At 66.4% G+C, this 17,046-nt stretch carries 10 protein-coding genes and 3 rRNA genes; 3 read left to right on the forward strand and 10 right to left on the reverse strand.

The window, feature by feature from the left end:
• Nucleotides 1–41: 41 nt before the first annotated feature.
• The 4 genes from ACZ9QC_RS16995 to ACZ9QC_RS17010 all read right to left on the reverse strand — a co-directional run bounded on the left by ACZ9QC_RS16995 (nucleotide 42) and on the right by ACZ9QC_RS17010 (nucleotide 5,930).
• The gene (locus ACZ9QC_RS16995) at nucleotides 42–686 is read right to left on the reverse strand and encodes an HAD family hydrolase (RefSeq protein WP_472920887.1); all 645 of its coding nucleotides are present in this window, start codon (nucleotides 684–686) and stop codon (nucleotides 42–44) included.
• Nucleotides 687–768: 82 nt separating this feature from the next.
• A 5S ribosomal RNA gene (gene rrf, locus ACZ9QC_RS17000) occupies nucleotides 769–885 on the reverse strand.
• 95 nt (nucleotides 886–980) lie between these two features.
• Nucleotides 981–4,104 (reverse strand): 23S ribosomal RNA (locus ACZ9QC_RS17005).
• A 300-nt stretch (nucleotides 4,105–4,404) separates the two neighbouring features.
• Nucleotides 4,405–5,930, reverse strand: a 16S ribosomal RNA gene (locus ACZ9QC_RS17010).
• The 16S, 23S and 5S rRNA genes sit together here, the layout of an rRNA operon.
• 829 nt (nucleotides 5,931–6,759) lie before the next feature.
• On the opposite strand from ACZ9QC_RS17010, the gene trpS reads away from it, so the two are divergent.
• Nucleotides 6,760–7,755: a tryptophan--tRNA ligase gene (trpS, locus tag ACZ9QC_RS17015; RefSeq protein WP_472920888.1), complete on the forward strand. Its 996-nt coding sequence runs from the start codon at nucleotides 6,760–6,762 to the stop codon at nucleotides 7,753–7,755.
• Between the two features lie 12 nt (nucleotides 7,756–7,767).
• Here the strand turns inward: trpS and proC are convergent, their stop codons facing one another.
• The 3 genes from proC to ACZ9QC_RS17030 form a co-directional block, all read right to left on the reverse strand.
• On the reverse strand, nucleotides 7,768–8,580 hold the full coding sequence (gene proC / locus ACZ9QC_RS17020; RefSeq protein WP_472920889.1) for a pyrroline-5-carboxylate reductase: 813 nt from the start codon (nucleotides 8,578–8,580) through the stop codon (nucleotides 7,768–7,770).
• A 113-nt stretch (nucleotides 8,581–8,693) separates the two neighbouring features.
• A complete protein-coding gene (locus ACZ9QC_RS17025) occupies nucleotides 8,694–9,515 on the reverse strand; it encodes an ABC transporter permease (protein WP_472920890.1) in 822 nt (273 codons plus the stop codon).
• A complete protein-coding gene (locus ACZ9QC_RS17030) occupies nucleotides 9,512–10,381 on the reverse strand; it encodes an ABC transporter ATP-binding protein (RefSeq protein ID WP_472920891.1) in 870 nt (289 codons plus the stop codon). Before ACZ9QC_RS17030 ends, ACZ9QC_RS17025 begins: the two co-directional genes overlap by 4 nt.
• 516 nt (nucleotides 10,382–10,897) lie before the next feature.
• On the opposite strand from ACZ9QC_RS17030, the gene ACZ9QC_RS17035 reads away from it, so the two are divergent.
• Nucleotides 10,898–12,358 carry a SulP family inorganic anion transporter gene (locus tag ACZ9QC_RS17035; protein WP_472920892.1) on the forward strand — a complete coding sequence of 487 codons (1,461 nt, stop codon included), beginning with the start codon at nucleotides 10,898–10,900 and terminating at the stop codon, nucleotides 12,356–12,358.
• On the opposite strand, the gene ACZ9QC_RS17040 is transcribed toward ACZ9QC_RS17035, so the two are convergent.
• The 3 genes from ACZ9QC_RS17040 to ACZ9QC_RS17050 form a co-directional block, all read right to left on the reverse strand.
• A complete protein-coding gene (locus ACZ9QC_RS17040) occupies nucleotides 12,338–13,138 on the reverse strand; it encodes a class I SAM-dependent methyltransferase (RefSeq protein WP_472920893.1) in 801 nt (266 codons plus the stop codon). The two genes, ACZ9QC_RS17035 and ACZ9QC_RS17040, sit on opposite strands and share 21 nt — an antisense overlap.
• 103 nt (nucleotides 13,139–13,241) lie before the next feature.
• Nucleotides 13,242–13,811: an EamA/RhaT family transporter gene (locus ACZ9QC_RS17045; protein ID WP_472920894.1), complete on the reverse strand. Its 570-nt coding sequence runs from the start codon at nucleotides 13,809–13,811 to the stop codon at nucleotides 13,242–13,244.
• A gap of 230 nt (nucleotides 13,812–14,041) precedes the next feature.
• Nucleotides 14,042–14,383, reverse strand: a complete 342-nt coding sequence (locus ACZ9QC_RS17050; RefSeq protein WP_472920895.1) for an SH3 domain-containing protein — start codon at nucleotides 14,381–14,383, stop codon at nucleotides 14,042–14,044.
• Between the two features lie 217 nt (nucleotides 14,384–14,600).
• On the opposite strand from ACZ9QC_RS17050, the gene ACZ9QC_RS17055 reads away from it, so the two are divergent.
• Nucleotides 14,601–17,000, forward strand: a complete 2,400-nt coding sequence (locus tag ACZ9QC_RS17055; RefSeq protein WP_472920896.1) for a serine/threonine-protein kinase — start codon at nucleotides 14,601–14,603, stop codon at nucleotides 16,998–17,000.
• The last annotated feature ends 46 nt before the right edge of the window (nucleotides 17,001–17,046 follow it).

The raw sequence follows: 17,046 nt of genomic DNA on the forward strand, positions 1-17,046 counted from the left end.
GAGGAAGTTGAATACTGCTCAACTAAGCGTGCGGAGCGGCTTCAGACGAGCAGGTCCAGCAGCTGCCCCATGTCCGAGAAGTGCCCCTTGGCTCCAACGAGCTTATCGGCGGGCGTCATCCCCGTGAACCCATACACATCCATCCCCGCCGACACACCGGCCTGTACCCCGACGGGACTGTCCTCGACAACCACACACCTCTCCGGAGCCACTCCCATGCGCGCGGCCGCGTGCAGGAACAGATCGGGCTCCGGTTTCCCCCGCCCCACGTCCTGGGCGCTGAAGACGAGCCCGGCTCCGAACCACCGGTCCAGCCCGGTCGTCCGGTGCCCCACCCTGATCCGCTCATGGCTCCCGGACGAGGCCACGCAGTACGGCACGTCGTCCGCGACGAGCTTCTCCAGCACGTGGACGACACCCGGAACGGGCTTCAACTCCCGCTCGAACGCGTCGAAGACCCGGCCGTGGAAGACATCGTCGAAGTCCTCTGGCAACGGCCGGCCCGTCCGCTCCAGCACGAGCTCGTGCACCCGGTGCATCGCCGACCCCATGTAGTCCCGAATGGAGTCCTCGTACGAGGTCGGGTGCCCCAACTCGGTCAGGAAGGCCGCCAGCAGCCGATTGGAGATCGGCTCACTGTCGACTAGAACACCGTCATTGTCGAAGATCACGAGGTCGTAGCGCATGACTCGACCCTAAGCGACCCCAAACCGGCCGTAAATGCAGAAAGCCCCCGCCGGTCACCCGGCAGGGGCTTTCTCAAAGATTGTTCGGCGGCGTCCTACTCTCCCACAGGGTCCCCCCTGCAGTACCATCGGCGCTGTAAGGCTTAGCTTCCGGGTTCGGAATGTAACCGGGCGTTTCCCTCACGCTATGACCACCGAAACACTATGAAACTGTGAATACCGCACCATCCCTCGTGACCATGAGGCATGGGGTTGTTCGTGGTTTCAGAACCAACACAGTGGACGCGAGCAACTGAGGACAAGCCCTCGGCCTATTAGTACCAGTCAACTCCACCCGTTACCAGGCTTCCATATCTGGCCTATCAACCCAGTCGTCTACTGGGAGCCTTACCCCATCAAGTGGGTGGGAATACTCATCTCGAAGCAGGCTTCCCGCTTAGATGCTTTCAGCGGTTATCCCTCCCGAACGTAGCCAACCAGCCATGCCCTTGGCAGAACAACTGGCACACCAGAGGTTCGTCCGTCCCGGTCCTCTCGTACTAGGGACAGCCCTTCTCAATATTCCTGCGCGCGCAGCGGATAGGGACCGAACTGTCTCACGACGTTCTAAACCCAGCTCGCGTACCGCTTTAATGGGCGAACAGCCCAACCCTTGGGACCGACTCCAGCCCCAGGATGCGACGAGCCGACATCGAGGTGCCAAACCATCCCGTCGATATGGACTCTTGGGGAAGATCAGCCTGTTATCCCCGGGGTACCTTTTATCCGTTGAGCGACGGCGCTTCCACAAGCCACCGCCGGATCACTAGTCCCGACTTTCGTCCCTGCTCGACCCGTCGGTCTCACAGTCAAGCTCCCTTGTGCACTTACACTCACCACCTGATTGCCAACCAGGCTGAGGGAACCTTTGGGCGCCTCCGTTACCCTTTGGGAGGCAACCGCCCCAGTTAAACTACCCATCAGACACTGTCCCCGATCCGGATCACGGACCCGGGTTAGACATCCAGCACGACCAGACTGGTATTTCAACGACGACTCCACCCGAACTGGCGTCCGAGCTTCACAGTCTCCCAGCTATCCTACACAAGCCGAACCGAACACCAATATCAAACTGTAGTAAAGGTCCCGGGGTCTTTCCGTCCTGCTGCGCGAAACGAGCATCTTTACTCGTAGTGCAATTTCACCGGGCCTATGGTTGAGACAGTCGAGAAGTCGTTACGCCATTCGTGCAGGTCGGAACTTACCCGACAAGGAATTTCGCTACCTTAGGATGGTTATAGTTACCACCGCCGTTTACTGGCGCTTAAGTTCTCAGCTTCGCCACCCCGAAGAGTGACTAACCGGTCCCCTTAACGTTCCAGCACCGGGCAGGCGTCAGTCCGTATACATCGCCTTACGGCTTCGCACGGACCTGTGTTTTTAGTAAACAGTCGCTTCTCGCTGGTCTCTGCGGCCACCCCCAGCTCACCGAGTAAATCGGATCACCAGGTGTGGCCCCCCTTCTCCCGAAGTTACGGGGGCATTTTGCCGAGTTCCTTAACCATAGTTCACCCGAACGCCTCGGTATTCTCTACCAGACCACCTGAGTCGGTTTAGGGTACGGGCCGCCATGAAACTCGCTAGAGGCTTTTCTCGACAGCATAGGATCATCCACTTCACCACAATCGGCTCGGCATCAGGTCTCAGACTTAATGGCGTGCGGATTTACCTACACACCGTCCTACACCCTTACCCCGGGACAACCACCGCCCGGGATGGACTACCTTCCTGCGTCACCCCATCACTCACCTACTGCAAGTCTGGTTCGTCGGCTCCACCACTCCCCTTCACCCGAAGGATCCGGGGCGGCTTCACGGACTTAGCATCGCCTGGTTCAATGTTTGACGCTTCACAGCGGGTACCGGAATATCAACCGGTTATCCATCGACTACGCCTGTCGGCCTCGCCTTAGGTCCCGACTTACCCTGGGCAGATCAGCTTGACCCAGGAACCCTTGGTCAATCGGCGCAAACGTTTCTCACGTTTGTATCGCTACTCATGCCTGCATTCTCACTCGTGAACCGTCCACAACTCGCTTCCGCGGCTGCTTCACCCGGCACACGACGCTCCCCTACCCATCCCAGCGGGCGTTGGCCCTCATGCTGGAATGACACGACTTCGGCGGTACGCTTGAGCCCCGCTACATTGTCGGCGCGGAATCACTAGACCAGTGAGCTATTACGCACTCTTTCAAGGGTGGCTGCTTCTAAGCCAACCTCCTGGTTGTCTCTGCGACTCCACATCCTTTCCCACTTAGCGTACGCTTAGGGGCCTTAGTCGATGCTCTGGGCTGTTTCCCTCTCGACCATGGAGCTTATCCCCCACAGTCTCACTGCCGCGCTCTCACTTACCGGCATTCGGAGTTTGGCTAAGGTCAGTAACCCGGTAGGGCCCATCGCCTATCCAGTGCTCTACCTCCGGCAAGAAACACACGACGCTGCACCTAAATGCATTTCGGGGAGAACCAGCTATCACGGAGTTTGATTGGCCTTTCACCCCTAACCACAGGTCATCCCCCAGGTTTTCAACCCTGGTGGGTTCGGTCCTCCACGAAGTCTTACCTCCGCTTCAACCTGCCCATGGCTAGATCACTCCGCTTCGGGTCTTGAGCGTGCTACTAAAACCGCCCTGTTCGGACTCGCTTTCGCTACGGCTACCCCACCCGGGTTAACCTCGCAACACACCGCAAACTCGCAGGCTCATTCTTCAAAAGGCACGCAGTCACGAGACACCAAGCAAGCTTGATGTCCGACGCTCCCACGGCTTGTAGGCACACGGTTTCAGGTACTATTTCACTCCGCTCCCGCGGTACTTTTCACCATTCCCTCACGGTACTATCCGCTATCGGTCACCAGGGAATATTTAGGCTTAGCGGGTGGTCCCGCCAGATTCACACGGGATTTCTCGGGCCCCGTGCTACTTGGGTGTCTCTCAAACGAGCCGTTGACGTTTCAGCTACGGGGGTCTTACCCTCTACGCCGGACCTTTCGCATGTCCTTCGCCTACATCAACGGTTTCTGACTCGTCCTGTTGCCGGCAGACAACAGAAGAGAGATCCCACAACCCCGTATACGCAACCCCTGCCGGGTCTCACACGCATACGGTTTGGCCTCATCCAGTTTCGCTCGCCACTACTCCCGGAATCACGGTTGTTTTCTCTTCCTGCGGGTACTGAGATGTTTCACTTCCCCGCGTTCCCTCCACACTGCCTATGTGTTCAGCAGCGGGTGACAGCCCATGACGACTGCCGGGTTTCCCCATTCGGACACCCCCGGATCAAAGCCTGGTTGACGACTCCCCGGGGCCTATCGTGGCCTCCCACGTCCTTCATCGGTTCCTGGTGCCAAGGCATCCACCGTGCGCCCTTAAAAACTTGGCCACAGATGCTCGCGTCCACTGTGCAGTTCTCAAACAACGACCAACCACCCATCACCCCGAACCAGCGGTTCGAGTGCACTGGGGCCGGCACTGAAGGAAGTTCATTCCCTCAGACACCCAACAGCGTGCCCGACCGGGTCCCGTCCGGAGATCATGTTTTCCACGCTCTTGCGAGCAGTACTAACAGCCTCCGGCCCGTGAAACCGGCCGAATAATCAACGTTCCACCCATGAGCAACCACCGTCGGACGTTCGCCGACGTTGTGGCCCTGGATCTCTTGCGAGATCTAGATGCTCCTTAGAAAGGAGGTGATCCAGCCGCACCTTCCGGTACGGCTACCTTGTTACGACTTCGTCCCAATCGCCAGTCCCACCTTCGACAGCTCCCTCCCTTACGGGTTGGGCCACCGGCTTCGGGTGTTACCGACTTTCGTGACGTGACGGGCGGTGTGTACAAGGCCCGGGAACGTATTCACCGCAGCACTGCTGATCTGCGATTACTAGCAACTCCGACTTCATGGGGTCGAGTTGCAGACCCCAATCCGAACTGAGACAGGCTTTTTGAGATTCGCTCCGCCTCACGGCATCGCAGCTCATTGTACCTGCCATTGTAGCACGTGTGCAGCCCAAGACATAAGGGGCATGATGACTTGACGTCGTCCCCACCTTCCTCCGAGTTGACCCCGGCAGTCTCCTGTGAGTCCCCATCACCCCGAAGGGCATGCTGGCAACACAGAACAAGGGTTGCGCTCGTTGCGGGACTTAACCCAACATCTCACGACACGAGCTGACGACAGCCATGCACCACCTGTACACCGACCACAAGGGGGCGACCATCTCTGGCCGTTTCCGGTGTATGTCAAGCCTTGGTAAGGTTCTTCGCGTTGCGTCGAATTAAGCCACATGCTCCGCTGCTTGTGCGGGCCCCCGTCAATTCCTTTGAGTTTTAGCCTTGCGGCCGTACTCCCCAGGCGGGGAACTTAATGCGTTAGCTGCGGCACCGACGACGTGGAATGTCGCCAACACCTAGTTCCCACCGTTTACGGCGTGGACTACCAGGGTATCTAATCCTGTTCGCTCCCCACGCTTTCGCTCCTCAGCGTCAGTAATGGCCCAGAGATCCGCCTTCGCCACCGGTGTTCCTCCTGATATCTGCGCATTTCACCGCTACACCAGGAATTCCGATCTCCCCTACCACACTCTAGTCTGCCCGTATCGAATGCAGACCCGGGGTTAAGCCCCGGGCTTTCACATCCGACGCGACAGACCGCCTACGAGCTCTTTACGCCCAATAATTCCGGACAACGCTCGCGCCCTACGTATTACCGCGGCTGCTGGCACGTAGTTAGCCGGCGCTTCTTCTGCAGGTACCGTCACTTTCGCTTCTTCCCTGCTGAAAGAGGTTTACAACCCGAAGGCCGTCATCCCTCACGCGGCGTCGCTGCATCAGGCTTTCGCCCATTGTGCAATATTCCCCACTGCTGCCTCCCGTAGGAGTCTGGGCCGTGTCTCAGTCCCAGTGTGGCCGGTCGCCCTCTCAGGCCGGCTACCCGTCGTCGCCTTGGTGAGCCGTTACCTCACCAACAAGCTGATAGGCCGCGGGCTCATCCTTCACCGCCGGAGCTTTCCACACTCATCGGATGCCCGAGAGTGTCGTATCCGGTATTAGACCCCGTTTCCAGGGCTTGTCCCAGAGTGAAGGGCAGATTGCCCACGTGTTACTCACCCGTTCGCCACTAATCCCCACCGAAGTGGTTCATCGTTCGACTTGCATGTGTTAAGCACGCCGCCAGCGTTCGTCCTGAGCCAGGATCAAACTCTCCGTGAATGTTTACCCGTGATCGGGTCGACACCACGAGAGCGGAACCACCGGAGGAATAATCCGATGGTTCACAGCATCCTCGCTGTGTTTGTTTCAAAGGAACCTCGTCCCAGCAGATGCTGGAGACGGGGTATCAACATATCTGGCGTTGATTTTTGGCACGCTGTTGAGTTCTCAAGGAACGGACGCTTCCTTTGTACTCACCCAAGCTGTTCTCGGGCTTTCCTCCGGGCAGTTTCCCTTCGGTCTTGCTGTCTTGCGTTTCCGACTCTATCAGATCGTTTTCCGATCCGATTTCCTCGGTGCTTTCCAGGTTTCCGCTTCCGCGTTTCCCTTTCCGGCGGCTCCGACTCTATCAGATCCTTTCGGGCCTGATTCCCAGTCAGCGGGAGTTGTCTTCGCGGCTGTTCGGCCGTTCCGACGAGTGAGACTTTAGCGGATTCCTCGCCCCCGAGCTAATCGGGGCTGCGCCCTTTCGAGCGCGGATTCCTCATTTCGCAAATTCACATGCCAAGGGCACGACGACGGGTCGCCGATTGTTGGTGGTTACCTGCGGAATGGCTGTCCGGGGACCGACCGAGGTCGGCGCTCACGTCGGACAACCCGGAGAACACTACGTATCGGCTCGGGGTGTGTCAACCCGCTGCCGATCGGCCCCTCACGGGCGTAGCCTGGCCCGCATGACTACGCGTACGTGTCGCCAGCAGTGGTGGGCCGCCTGACGGCGGCCGTGCTCACGTATGTACTCAACGGCCGCCGCCCTGGCGGCCGTTCTCGTTTCTCCCTTCTGCGGGTCGGCCGCCCAGCGCGGCGGTCCTGATCAGGAGGTGGAGAGATGACACGGGTCTTCAGCGGTATCAAGCCGACAGGGCATCTGACGCTGGGGAACTACCTGGGGGCCGTGCGGCGGTGGGCCGAGGTCGACCAGCACCGGACGGACGCGCTGTTCTGCGTCGTGGACCTGCACGCGCTGACCGTGGACCACGATCCGGCCCGGGTGCGCAGACTCAGCCGGCAGGCGGCGACTCTGTTGCTGGCGTCGGGGCTGGATCCCGAGCTGTGCACCGTCTTCGTGCAGAGTCAGGTGGATGAGCACGCGCGGCTCTCGTACCTGTTGGAGTGCGTGGCCACGGACGGCGAGATGCGGCGCATGATCCAGTACAAGGAGAAGGCGGCGCGGGAGCGGGAACGGGGCGGGAGTGTCCGGCTCTCGCTGCTGACGTATCCGGTGCTGATGGCGGCGGACATCCTGGCCTACGGGACGGACGAGGTACCGGTCGGGGACGACCAGACACAGCACGTGGAGCTGACGCGGGACCTGGCGGTGCGGTTCAACCAGCGGTACGGGCAGACGTTCGTCGTTCCCCGGGCCACCCCGCCGAAGGTCGGGGCGCGGGTGATGAACCTGCAGGACCCGACGTCGAAGATGGGGAAGACGGACGACGTCGGGCCGGGGATCGTCTATCTGCTGGACGAACCGGATGTCGTGCGGAAGAAGGTCATGCGGGCCGTGACCGACAGTGGGCGGGACGTCGTGTACGACCGGGAGGGGCGGCCGGGGCTCGCGAATCTGCTGGAGATCCTCGCGGCCTGTGAGGGTGGGAACCCCGAGGACCTGAGCGGTGTATATGAATCGTACGGAGCACTGAAGAAGGACACCGCAGAGGCCGTGGTCGAGCTCCTCAGGCCCGTACAGGAGAGGCACAAGGCGTTGTGCGCGGATCCTGCGTATGTGGAGGGGGTGCTGCGGATGGGTGCGGCGAAGGCCAGAGAGATGGCTCGACCGAGGGTGGACGAGGCGTATCGGGCGATCGGTCTTCTGGCCGGTTGACCGCGGGCGGCGTCAGCTGTTGTTGCCGGAGGCCAGTTCGCGGCTGCGGTCGCGGGCGGCCTCCAGTGCGGCGATCAGTGCGGCGCGTACTCCGTGGTTCTCGAGCTCGCGGATCGCGCTGATCGTCGTGCCGGCGGGAGAGGTGACGTTCTCGCGGAGCTTGACGGGGTGTTCGCCGCTGTCGCGGAGCATCGTGGCCGCGCCGATGGCGGACTGGACGATCAGGTCGTGGGCCTTGTCCCTGGGCAGGCCGAGGAGGATGCCCGCGTCCGTCATGGCTTCGACCAGGTAGAAGAAGTACGCCGGGCCGGAGCCGGAGAGGGCGGTGCAGGCGTCCTGCTGGGACTCGGGGACGCGGAGCGTCTTGCCGACGGCGCCGAAGATCTCCTCGGCATGCGCGAGGTCGGCCTCACTCGCGTGGCTGCCGGCGGAGATCACGGACATGGCCTCGTCGACGAGGGCGGGGGTGTTCGTCATGACACGGACGACGGGGGTGCCTGCGGCCAGGCGCTCCTCGAAGAAGGAGGTGGGGATGCCCGCCGCGCCGCTGACGACCAGGCGGTCGGCGGGGGTGTGCGGGGCCAGTTCGTCGAGGAGAGTGGCCATGTCCTGGGGCTTGACCGTGAGGATGAGCGTGTCCGCGGTCTTCGCCGCCTCGGCGTTGGTGACCGGGGTGACGCCGTAGCGGGTGCGGAGTTCCTCGGCGCGCTCGGAGCGGCGGGCGGTGACCAGGAGGTCCGCGGGCGCCCAGCCGGCTCGGATCATGCCGCTGAGCAGGGCCTCGCCGATCTTGCCGGTGCCGAGGACTGCGACTTTCTGGCTCATGGTGCGGGTGCCCTCCGGGGGGGTGCGTCGTCCTGGGGCCATCCTCGCACCGGGGGCGGGCGTCCGGCTGGCGTGTCCGGTGGGCGGAACGTCGGGCAGGTGATCGGTGGCCGTCAGGTCGTCCGGCGGCGCAGGGTGGCCGCTCCCAGGGTCAGGACCAGTAGGGCGCAGCCGGCGACGATCGCGACGTCGCGGACGAAGGTGGTGGTCATGTCGCTGTGCAGCAGGACTTCGTTCATGCCGTCGACGGCGTACGACATGGGGAGGACGTTGGAGATGGCTTCCAGCGCGGGGTGCATCTCGGGGCGCGGGGTGAACAGGCCGCAGAGCAGGAGCTGGGGGAAGATCACGGCCGGCATGAACTGGACGGCCTGGTACTCGGAGGAGGCGAAGGCCGAGACGAAGAGGCCGAGGGCGGTGCCCAGCAGGGCGTCGAGGAGGGCGACGATCAGGAGAAGCCAGGGTGAGCCGGTGACGTCCAGGTCGAGGAACCAGACGGCCAGACCGGTGGCGAGGGCGGACTGGATGATCGCCAGGGTGCCGAAGGCCAGGGCGTAGCCGGCGATGAGGTCTCCCTTGCCGAGGGGCATGGAGAGGAGGCGTTCCAGGGTGCCGGAGGTGCGTTCGCGCAGGGTCGCGATCGAGGTCACCAGGAACATTGTGATCAGCGGGAAGATGCCGAGGAGTGAGGCGCCGATGGAGTCGAAGACGCGTGGGTTGCCGTCGAAGACGTAGCGGAGCAGGAAGAGCATCACGCACGGGATGAGCATCAGCAGGGCGATCGTGCGCCGGTCGTGGCCGAGTTGGCGGAGGACTCGGGCGGCGGTGGCGGTCGTGCGGGAGTAGCTGAGGGCCCTGGAGTGCGAGGGCGCGGGGTCAGCGGTCGGGGGGTGCGGGGTCGTGGGGGCCACGTCTGTGTTCGGTGTCGTCGTCATCGCGCCGGCTCCTTCCGGTGTGTGTCGGTCGCGGCTGGGGGCGTGGTCGCGGTGGTTTTCGTGGTGGCCTCGTCGACGAGGTGGAGGAAGGCCGCTTCGACCGTTTCCGTGTGGGTGCGGGTGCGGAGGGCCTCGGGGGTGTCGTCGGCGAGGATCTCGCCCTCGCGCATGAGGAGGAGGCGGTGGCAGCGCTCGGCCTCGTCCATGACGTGGGAGGAGATCAGGAGGGTGGCGCGGCGCTCGGCGGCGATGGTGTCGAAGAGGGCCCAGAGCTCACGGCGCAGGACGGGGTCGAGGCCGACGGTGGGCTCGTCGAGGACCAGCAGTTCGGGTGTGCCGAGGAGGGCCACGGCCAGGGAGACGCGGCTGCGCTGGCCGCCGGAGAGGTTGCCGGCGAGGGCGTCGGCGTGGGTGGTGAGGGCCACGTCGGCGATGGCCCGGGTGACGTTCTCGTCGCGGCGGTCGGCGGCGGCGCGGCCGGGGTCGAGGATCGCGGCGAAGTAGGCGAGGTTCTGGCGGACGGTCAGGTCGTCGTAGACGGAGGGGGCCTGGGTGACGTAGCCGATGCGGTGGCGGAGGGCGGCGTCGCCTGCGGGTCGGCCGAGGACGTCAAGGGTGCCGGTGACCTTGGCCTGGGTGCCGACGATCGCTCGCATCAGGGTTGATTTGCCGCAGCCGGAGGGGCCCAGGAGGCCGGTGATCTGGCCTCGGGGGACGGCGAAGTCGAGGCTGCGGAGGACCGTGCGGGGGCCTCGGGCCACGGTGAGGCCCTGGGCGTGGATGGCAGGGCGTGCAGGGGCGCCCTCAGGGGTTGGGAGTGGAGGTGAAGGTGGAGGTGGAGTCTCCTCCGGAGAGTAATTCATCATGTGATGAATATTGCGCAGGGATGGGGGCGACGTCAAGGGAGGGGGCGGCTGCATCCGGGCGCCGAGCGGCGGGGCGGGCGTGGGTGACAGAGGGGCGGCGCGGTAGGGCAGGCGCGGGCGGGAGTGAGGAGGGGCGCGGGCGCTCGGTGGGGGGATCGGAAGGTGAGGGTCCGCGGAGATGCGCTTCCGGTGCGGGGTGGTGGTCAGGGGAAAGGGGTGCGGAGCATGCTCGCTTTGGGTGACAATTGATTGCGGAGCGTGGTCATGCGGAGAGGGTACTCGGCCGCGCCGTGTCGCCCGGGTGACCTGTGCGGCGGACTCCCGTCGTGAGTTCTCGTGATCACCGTCGGGTTCCCTCCCCTGGCTCGGGACTGCACATCTCCTGTCGGGCACTCCTGTCGAACTTCGACTGCCGGAGGTGTGTGTCTTGTGCGTAATGCCCTGGGAGCATTTCAGGGACGGTTAGGGCTGCGGCCACGGCTCGGGGGCCCGGGGGCTGTGCCGTGGCGAGGGGAGTTGGCCGCCTCGGTCGGCGTGTTCCTGGTGGCACTGCCGTTGTGTGCGGGGGTCGCCGTGGCATCGGGGGTGCCGGCGGAATTGGGGCTGGTCACGGGGATCGTCGGAGGACTGGTCGTCGGTGCGTTGCCGGGGAGCAGCCTCCAGGTGAGCGGGCCGGCGGCCGGGCTGACGGTGTTGGTGTACGAGGCGGTGCGGGTGTACGGGCTGTCGGCGCTCGGTGTGCTGGTGCTCGGCGCCGGAGTGCTGCAGCTCGTGTTGGGGGCGTTGCGCTGGGGGCGGTGGTTTCGGGCCGTGTCCGTGGCCGTGGTGCAGGGGATGCTCGCCGGGATCGGACTGGTGCTGGTGGCGGGGCAGGTCTACGCGTTGGGGGACGCGGCCGCGCCCCGGGGCGGGGGGATCGAGAAGGTCGCGGGGTTGGGCTTGCTGCCCGGGGCTGTGGATCCCGTGGCGCTCGCGCTCGGGGGTGCCACGGTCGGTGTGCTGGTGGTGTGGCCCCGGTGGCGGTGGGGAGCGCGGTTCGTGCCGGCGCCGTTGGTGGCTGTCGGGGGCGCGGCCCTGGTCACGGGGGTCTTCGAGCTGGGGGTGCGGCGGGTCGAGGTGCGGGGGTTGCTGGAGGCCGTGCGGGTGCCGACGGTCGATGACCTGGGGTTGCTCGCGGAGGTGGGGGTGGTCGGGACCGTTCTCGCCCTCGCGCTGATCGCCTCCGCCGAGTCGCTTTTCAGCGCGGCAGCCGTGGACCAGTTGCACGACGGACCGAGGACCGACTACGACCGCGAGTTGGTCGCCCAGGGCGCCGGGAACGTGCTGTGCGGGGTGCTCGGGGCGCTGCCCATGACGGCGGTGATCGTACGGAGCGCGGCGAACGTGCGGGGAGGGGCTCGGACCAAGGCCTCACGGCTGCTGCACGGATTGTGGCTGTTGCTCTTCGCCGCGTTGCTCCCCGGGGTGCTCGGTGTGATCCCCGTGGCGGCGCTGGCCGGGTTGCTGGTGTACGCGGGGTGTCGGCTGGTGCCCGTAAGGGAGTTGGGGGTGCTGTGGCGGGGACGTGATCGCGGGGAGGTGGTGGTGCTGGGGGTGACCGCCTCGGCGATCGTGGTCTGGGACCTGTTCGAGGGGGTGCTGGTGGGGCTCGCGTTGGCGGTGGTCAAGACGGCGTGGGACATCAGCCAGGTCCATGTGGAGATCGAGGACCGGGGGGAGCCGGGAGTGGTGGTGCGGGTGGTCGGGAACGCGACGTTCCTGCGGTTGCCGAAGCTGCTGGACGCGTTGGACGGGGTGCCTCGGGAGCGGGGTGTGCGGCTGGAGTTGGGCGGGCTGTGGCATGTGGATCACGCGTGTGCGGCGGCTCTGGAGGCATGGGGGGCGGGGGTTGCCGTGGAGCGCGGGGCGGGTGCCGGAGGGCCTGGTTCAGGAAGGATTGACGCAAAGGGGCCTGGTTCAGGGGCGGATGGCCAGTAGCAGGTCCACGTCGTAGGTCTCCTCGATGGTTTCGGTGGGGAAGAGCCCCCGGAGGTGCGCTCGTTCCTCGGTGAGGAACTCGGTGGTGGCGTCTTCGCCCAGGACCAGGAACGCCGAATGGCTGGCGATGTTGGCCAGATGGGTGTCGAGGGAGACCTCACGGCTCCAGCGGAGTTCGCGGCGGGTGAAGTCGAGGAGCCCCGCTGTGTCGGTGAGGGCGGCGGGCGCACCGGAAGCGCTCTTCTCGATCGGGGTGTCCGGGTCCACGCCGAGGAAGCGGTGGATGCGGGTGGTGGCGTCGGCGATCCAGGGGATGTCGACGGCGTCGGTGTTCCACCAGAGGGCGAGTACGCCGCCGGGGCGCAGTACGCGGAGGGCTTCCGGGACCGAGCGGGAGGGGTCGGTCCAGTGCCAGGACTGGGCGTAGGTCAGGAAGTCGGTGGAGGCGGTGGCGACGGGGAGGGCGTTGCCGTCACCTCGGACGACGGGGAGGTGGGGGTGGGAGCGGCGGAACTGGGCGGCCATGCCCGCGCCGGGTTCGACGGCCAGTACATGGGCGCCCCGGCTGTGGAGGAGCGCGGTGGAGATGCCGGTGCCGGCGCCTACGTCGACGGTGCGGGAGCCGTGGAGGGGGCGGGGGGACAGGGCTTCGACGGCGTCGAAGAGGGCGCGTGGGTAGGAGGGGCGGTTCGCCGCGTACTGGGCTGCGGCGGTGTTGAAGGAGTGGGCTCGGGTGGTGTGGGAGGAGTGGGCTCGGGGGTGCGGGCGGGAGGTGGGCATGGGGGCATCGTGGCTTGCGGTGGGGGGTGTTGGGGAGAGGTTTGTCGGCCCCCGTCGGCCCTACCTGCACGCGCGGTTCCCCGCGCCCTGCGGGGGCGCTGCGTCAGGGGCGGCGTCGCTTCGCCGGGTTTCCGGTGCGCTTGGCTGTGCGGCGGTCGTACTGGTCGCGCGCCGTCGTGTGTTCCTCGCGGTGGAGGGCCTCGCCCGGGGCCTCCTTCAGGGAGCGGAGGAAGTAGGCGGTCAGGGAGCCCAGGAAGCCGATGGCGAGAAGGCCGCGCAGAGAGGACTGGCGGTCCGGGTCGGGGCGTTTGGTGTAGGAGCCCCAGGTGTGGCCGAAGGCCAGGGCGCTGCAGATGGCGAACATGATCACGACCAGGATGCTGACGTAGCCGCCGACCGCCGCCAACTGCAGGCCCTCGTAGGCCAGGCGCAGCATCAGGGCGGAGGCGACCACGGCGGCGAGCGAGCCCGCGGTGACGCCGGCGCGGCGGGCCGAATAGTTGCCGTCGTGATTCAGCCAGGTCGTCCCGAAGAAACGGATGGGTTCGGGGCGAGGTCCCGCAGGGGTGGTCCCGGCCGCCGAGGGCGCCTGGCGCTCCCGCGGTTCCGCCGACTCCTGCTGCGCCTGCCGCTCCCGCCGCTCCGCCCGGATGTTCTTCGGTTCATCGCTCACACGTCGATTATCGCCCCGGGTCGAAAGGGGCCGGGCGGCGGCATCAGGAGTGGGAGGAGGTCGGACCGCGCCCCGGAATCACCGGCCTCGCTCGGCCTCCCCATCGCCCAGATGCCTGGCCGGTACCGGGCCTCTCCCGGGAGGCTCTGTGGCTTCGCCGCGGTACCTCGTGTGCGGGGTACCGCGGCGAGCTGCCTCTCCGCGTGCGGTGTCCGGGCTTCCCCTTCGGGTCAGCCGCAGCGGCCGGCCACGTAGCCGTCGCTGCCGGTGTAGACGTACGCGTCGGAGATGTACTGGCCGTTGTCGATGTTGTCCCAGAGGTTCGTCGTGCCGTACGGACCGGAGATGGTCTGGCCCGGGGTCTGGCAGTAGATCGGCACCCTGGCGCCCTCGGAGAGGACGCGGACGATGCCGTAACTCGTGCTCGGGCCGCTGCGGACGTTGACGCGGACACCCGGCGCGACCGAGTAGTACCGGACGGCCACGGTGACCGCCGCCGCGGTGGCCACCACAGTGGCAGTCTGCTCCCCCTCGCCGTCACCCGTGATCTCTTCGGCATGCTCGACAGACATGGCTGAACTCCCCCCGTTTGAAACTGCTTTGAAACCCGTGCGAACCCCGATTGGTCCCCATGCAAGCCATGGGGACCCTTTGATACCCCTGAATCAGGACACGCACACCTGTACGTTTTTCGCACGCGCAGGCTAGCAAGCCGCCTCTGTCCCGTACGGGTCATCGACTAGGCTCCGAGCGTCGCGAGAGCGGCCGAAACAGCACGGGGGTGGACCCATGGCACCGCAGCGGGGCACCGGGTCGGGGGCGGAAGCGGAACTTCCCGAGTACTCCGGTCAGTACCGCCTGGAGTCGTGTCTGGGGTCCGGCGGCATGGGTGTCGTCCATCTGGCCACCTCGACCTCGGGGCTACGGCTCGCGGTGAAGGTGGTGCATGCCGAGTTCGCCAAGGACCCTGAGTTCAGGGGCCGTTTCCGGCAGGAGGTGGCCGCCGCCCGACGGGTCAGCGGTGCCTTCACCGCGCCTGTCGTCGACGCCGACACGGACAGCCCCCGGCCCTGGATGGCCACCCTCTTCATCCCCGGCCCCACCCTCGCCGAGCACGTCAAGCGGAACGGGCCGATGCCGCCCGGGCAGTTGCGGCGGCTGATGGCCGGACTCGCGGAGGCCCTGCGCGACATCCATCGCGCCGGTGTGGTCCACCGGGATCTCAAGCCCAGCAACGTGCTGCTCGCCGAGGACGGCCCCAAGGTCATCGACTTCGGCATCTCCCGGCCGAAGGACAGTGAACTGCGCACGGAGACCGGCAAGTTGATCGGCACACCGCCGTTCATGGCCCCCGAGCAGTTCCGGCGACCCCGGGAGGTCGGGCCCGCCGCCGACATCTTCGCCCTCGGTTCGGTGACCGTGCACGCGGCCACCGGGCGCGGCCCCTTCGACTCCGACAGCCCCTACGTCGTCGCCTACCAGGTCGTCCACGACGAGCCGGACCTCACCGGCGTGCCCGACAACCTCGCGCCGCTCGTCCGCGCCTGTCTCGCGAAGGAGCCCGACGACCGGCCCACCGCGGACCAGCTGATGCACGAACTCCGGTCCGTGGCGGCCTCGTACGACACCCAGAGCTTCATACCGACCCAGCGGGACCGGGAACGGGAGAGGGAGCGGGAGAAGGAGAGACGAGGGGCGGGATGGGCCGCGGCCGTCCCGGGCTCCGACCGCCCCGCCGACCGTCCCGCCGACAAAGATGCCGGAGACACCACAGACGGCAGAGACGGCCGAGACGGCCGACAGTACGGGGACACGAAAGCCGGGCAGAGGGGGGCCGAGAACTCCGGTGCCGGCACCGGCACCGATACGGAGCCGGGCACAGGAACGGGCCCGGGCTCGCGCGCAGGTGTCGGTGATGGTCGTAGCGAGTCCGGGGCACCCCGCGACAGCGGGCCTGGACGCGGGGCCGGTACGGCCGGCAGGCGGTTGCGTCGGCGGGCCGTTCTGGTCGCCGCCTCGTTGGTGCTTGTCGCGGGTGGCGGGTTCGTCTCGGCGCGAATGCTGGGCGGTGACGGCGTGCGGGCGGACGGGGCCACGGCCACTCCCCGGGCCAGTCGTGCCGCGGCCGCCGCGCCCGCGCTCGAAGCCTGGGCCACCAAGCCCATGGCGAAGAACGGGAGCGTGCCGCAGTGCTCGTACGGGGCCGGCAAGCTGCTCTGCTCCCAGCCGGGGCTGGTCTCCGCGCTGGATCCGGCGGACGGCAGCGTGCTGTGGCGGCACACCGTCGAAGGCGTGGGCGCGCCGGGCACGGGTGCCCCGCCCGTCGAGGCGGGCGGGCTGGTGCACGTACTGACGGACCAGAACCGCCGGGTCCAGGCGCTCGACCCGAGCACCGGCAAGGTGCGGTGGGAGCGGGACCTCTCCGCGTACGGCGCCCAGCGGTTCGCGGGCGGCATGCTGCTGCTGACCTCCGCCGACGGAACCGTCACCGGGGTGGACGGCGCCACCGGCGACACCGTGTGGAGCCGCCGGATCCCGGGACAGCCGGAGGCGTACTTCACGTCGTTCGACGGTGACCGGTCGGCCTACGTGGCGAGCGTCACCGGCGAGGGCACGGGGGCTCGGACCCGGGTCACCGCGGTGGACCCCGAGACGGGTGACGTGCGGTGGGACGCCCGGCTGGACGGTCAGCTGGAACCCGTGGGGGCCCAGGACGGCTCCCTCCTCTTCGCCGCGATCGGGGGCGCCTACCCCGACACGGTCGCCGTGGTCCGGTACGACCCCGGCACCGGGAAGACCGTCCGGGTCGAGCTGCCCGTACGGCTCGAACAGGCGCATGCGGTGGTGCGCGGTGACGTCGTGTACCTGCTGAGCGGCGCGAGCGGCGCGCTCGTGGCCGTCGACATGAAGGCCCGCGCGCAGTTGTGGCGGACCGAGACGGGGGTCGCGCGGAGTTCGACGCCCGTCGTCGGCGAACGGTACGTGTACTTCACCTCGTCCGACGGCCGGGTGCTCGCGGTCGACGTGCGCAAGGGACGGATCAGCGGGGACACACCGGCACGGCTGGGCGAATCGGACCGCCTCACCGGTGCCCTGCCCCAGCCGGTGGTGATCGACGACCGAGTCTGCGCGGGCGCGCTCGACGGATCTGTGCTCGGCCTGGACGGAACGGATCCGGCGAGCTGGTGAGACGGCCGGCCGGCCCCGCGACCCGCACACGGACGAGGGCCGTTGC

The sequence above is a fragment of the Streptomyces sp. HUAS MS02 genome (genome assembly GCF_055702265.1).

Coding starts and splice junctions, on each gene's coding strand:
- ACZ9QC_RS16995 (WP_472920887.1), bottom strand. CDS start 686: ATGCGCTACGACCTCGTGATCTTCGACAATGACGGTGTTCTAGTCGAC.
- trpS (WP_472920888.1), top strand. CDS start 6,760: ATGACACGGGTCTTCAGCGGTATCAAGCCGACAGGGCATCTGACGCTG.
- proC (WP_472920889.1), bottom strand. CDS start 8,580: ATGAGCCAGAAAGTCGCAGTCCTCGGCACCGGCAAGATCGGCGAGGCC.
- ACZ9QC_RS17025 (WP_472920890.1), bottom strand. CDS start 9,515: ATGACGACGACACCGAACACAGACGTGGCCCCCACGACCCCGCACCCC.
- ACZ9QC_RS17030 (WP_472920891.1), bottom strand. CDS start 10,381: ATGATGAATTACTCTCCGGAGGAGACTCCACCTCCACCTTCACCTCCA.
- ACZ9QC_RS17040 (WP_472920893.1), bottom strand. CDS start 13,138: ATGCCCACCTCCCGCCCGCACCCCCGAGCCCACTCCTCCCACACCACC.
- ACZ9QC_RS17050 (WP_472920895.1), bottom strand. CDS start 14,383: ATGTCTGTCGAGCATGCCGAAGAGATCACGGGTGACGGCGAGGGGGAG.
- ACZ9QC_RS17055 (WP_472920896.1), top strand. CDS start 14,601: ATGGCACCGCAGCGGGGCACCGGGTCGGGGGCGGAAGCGGAACTTCCC.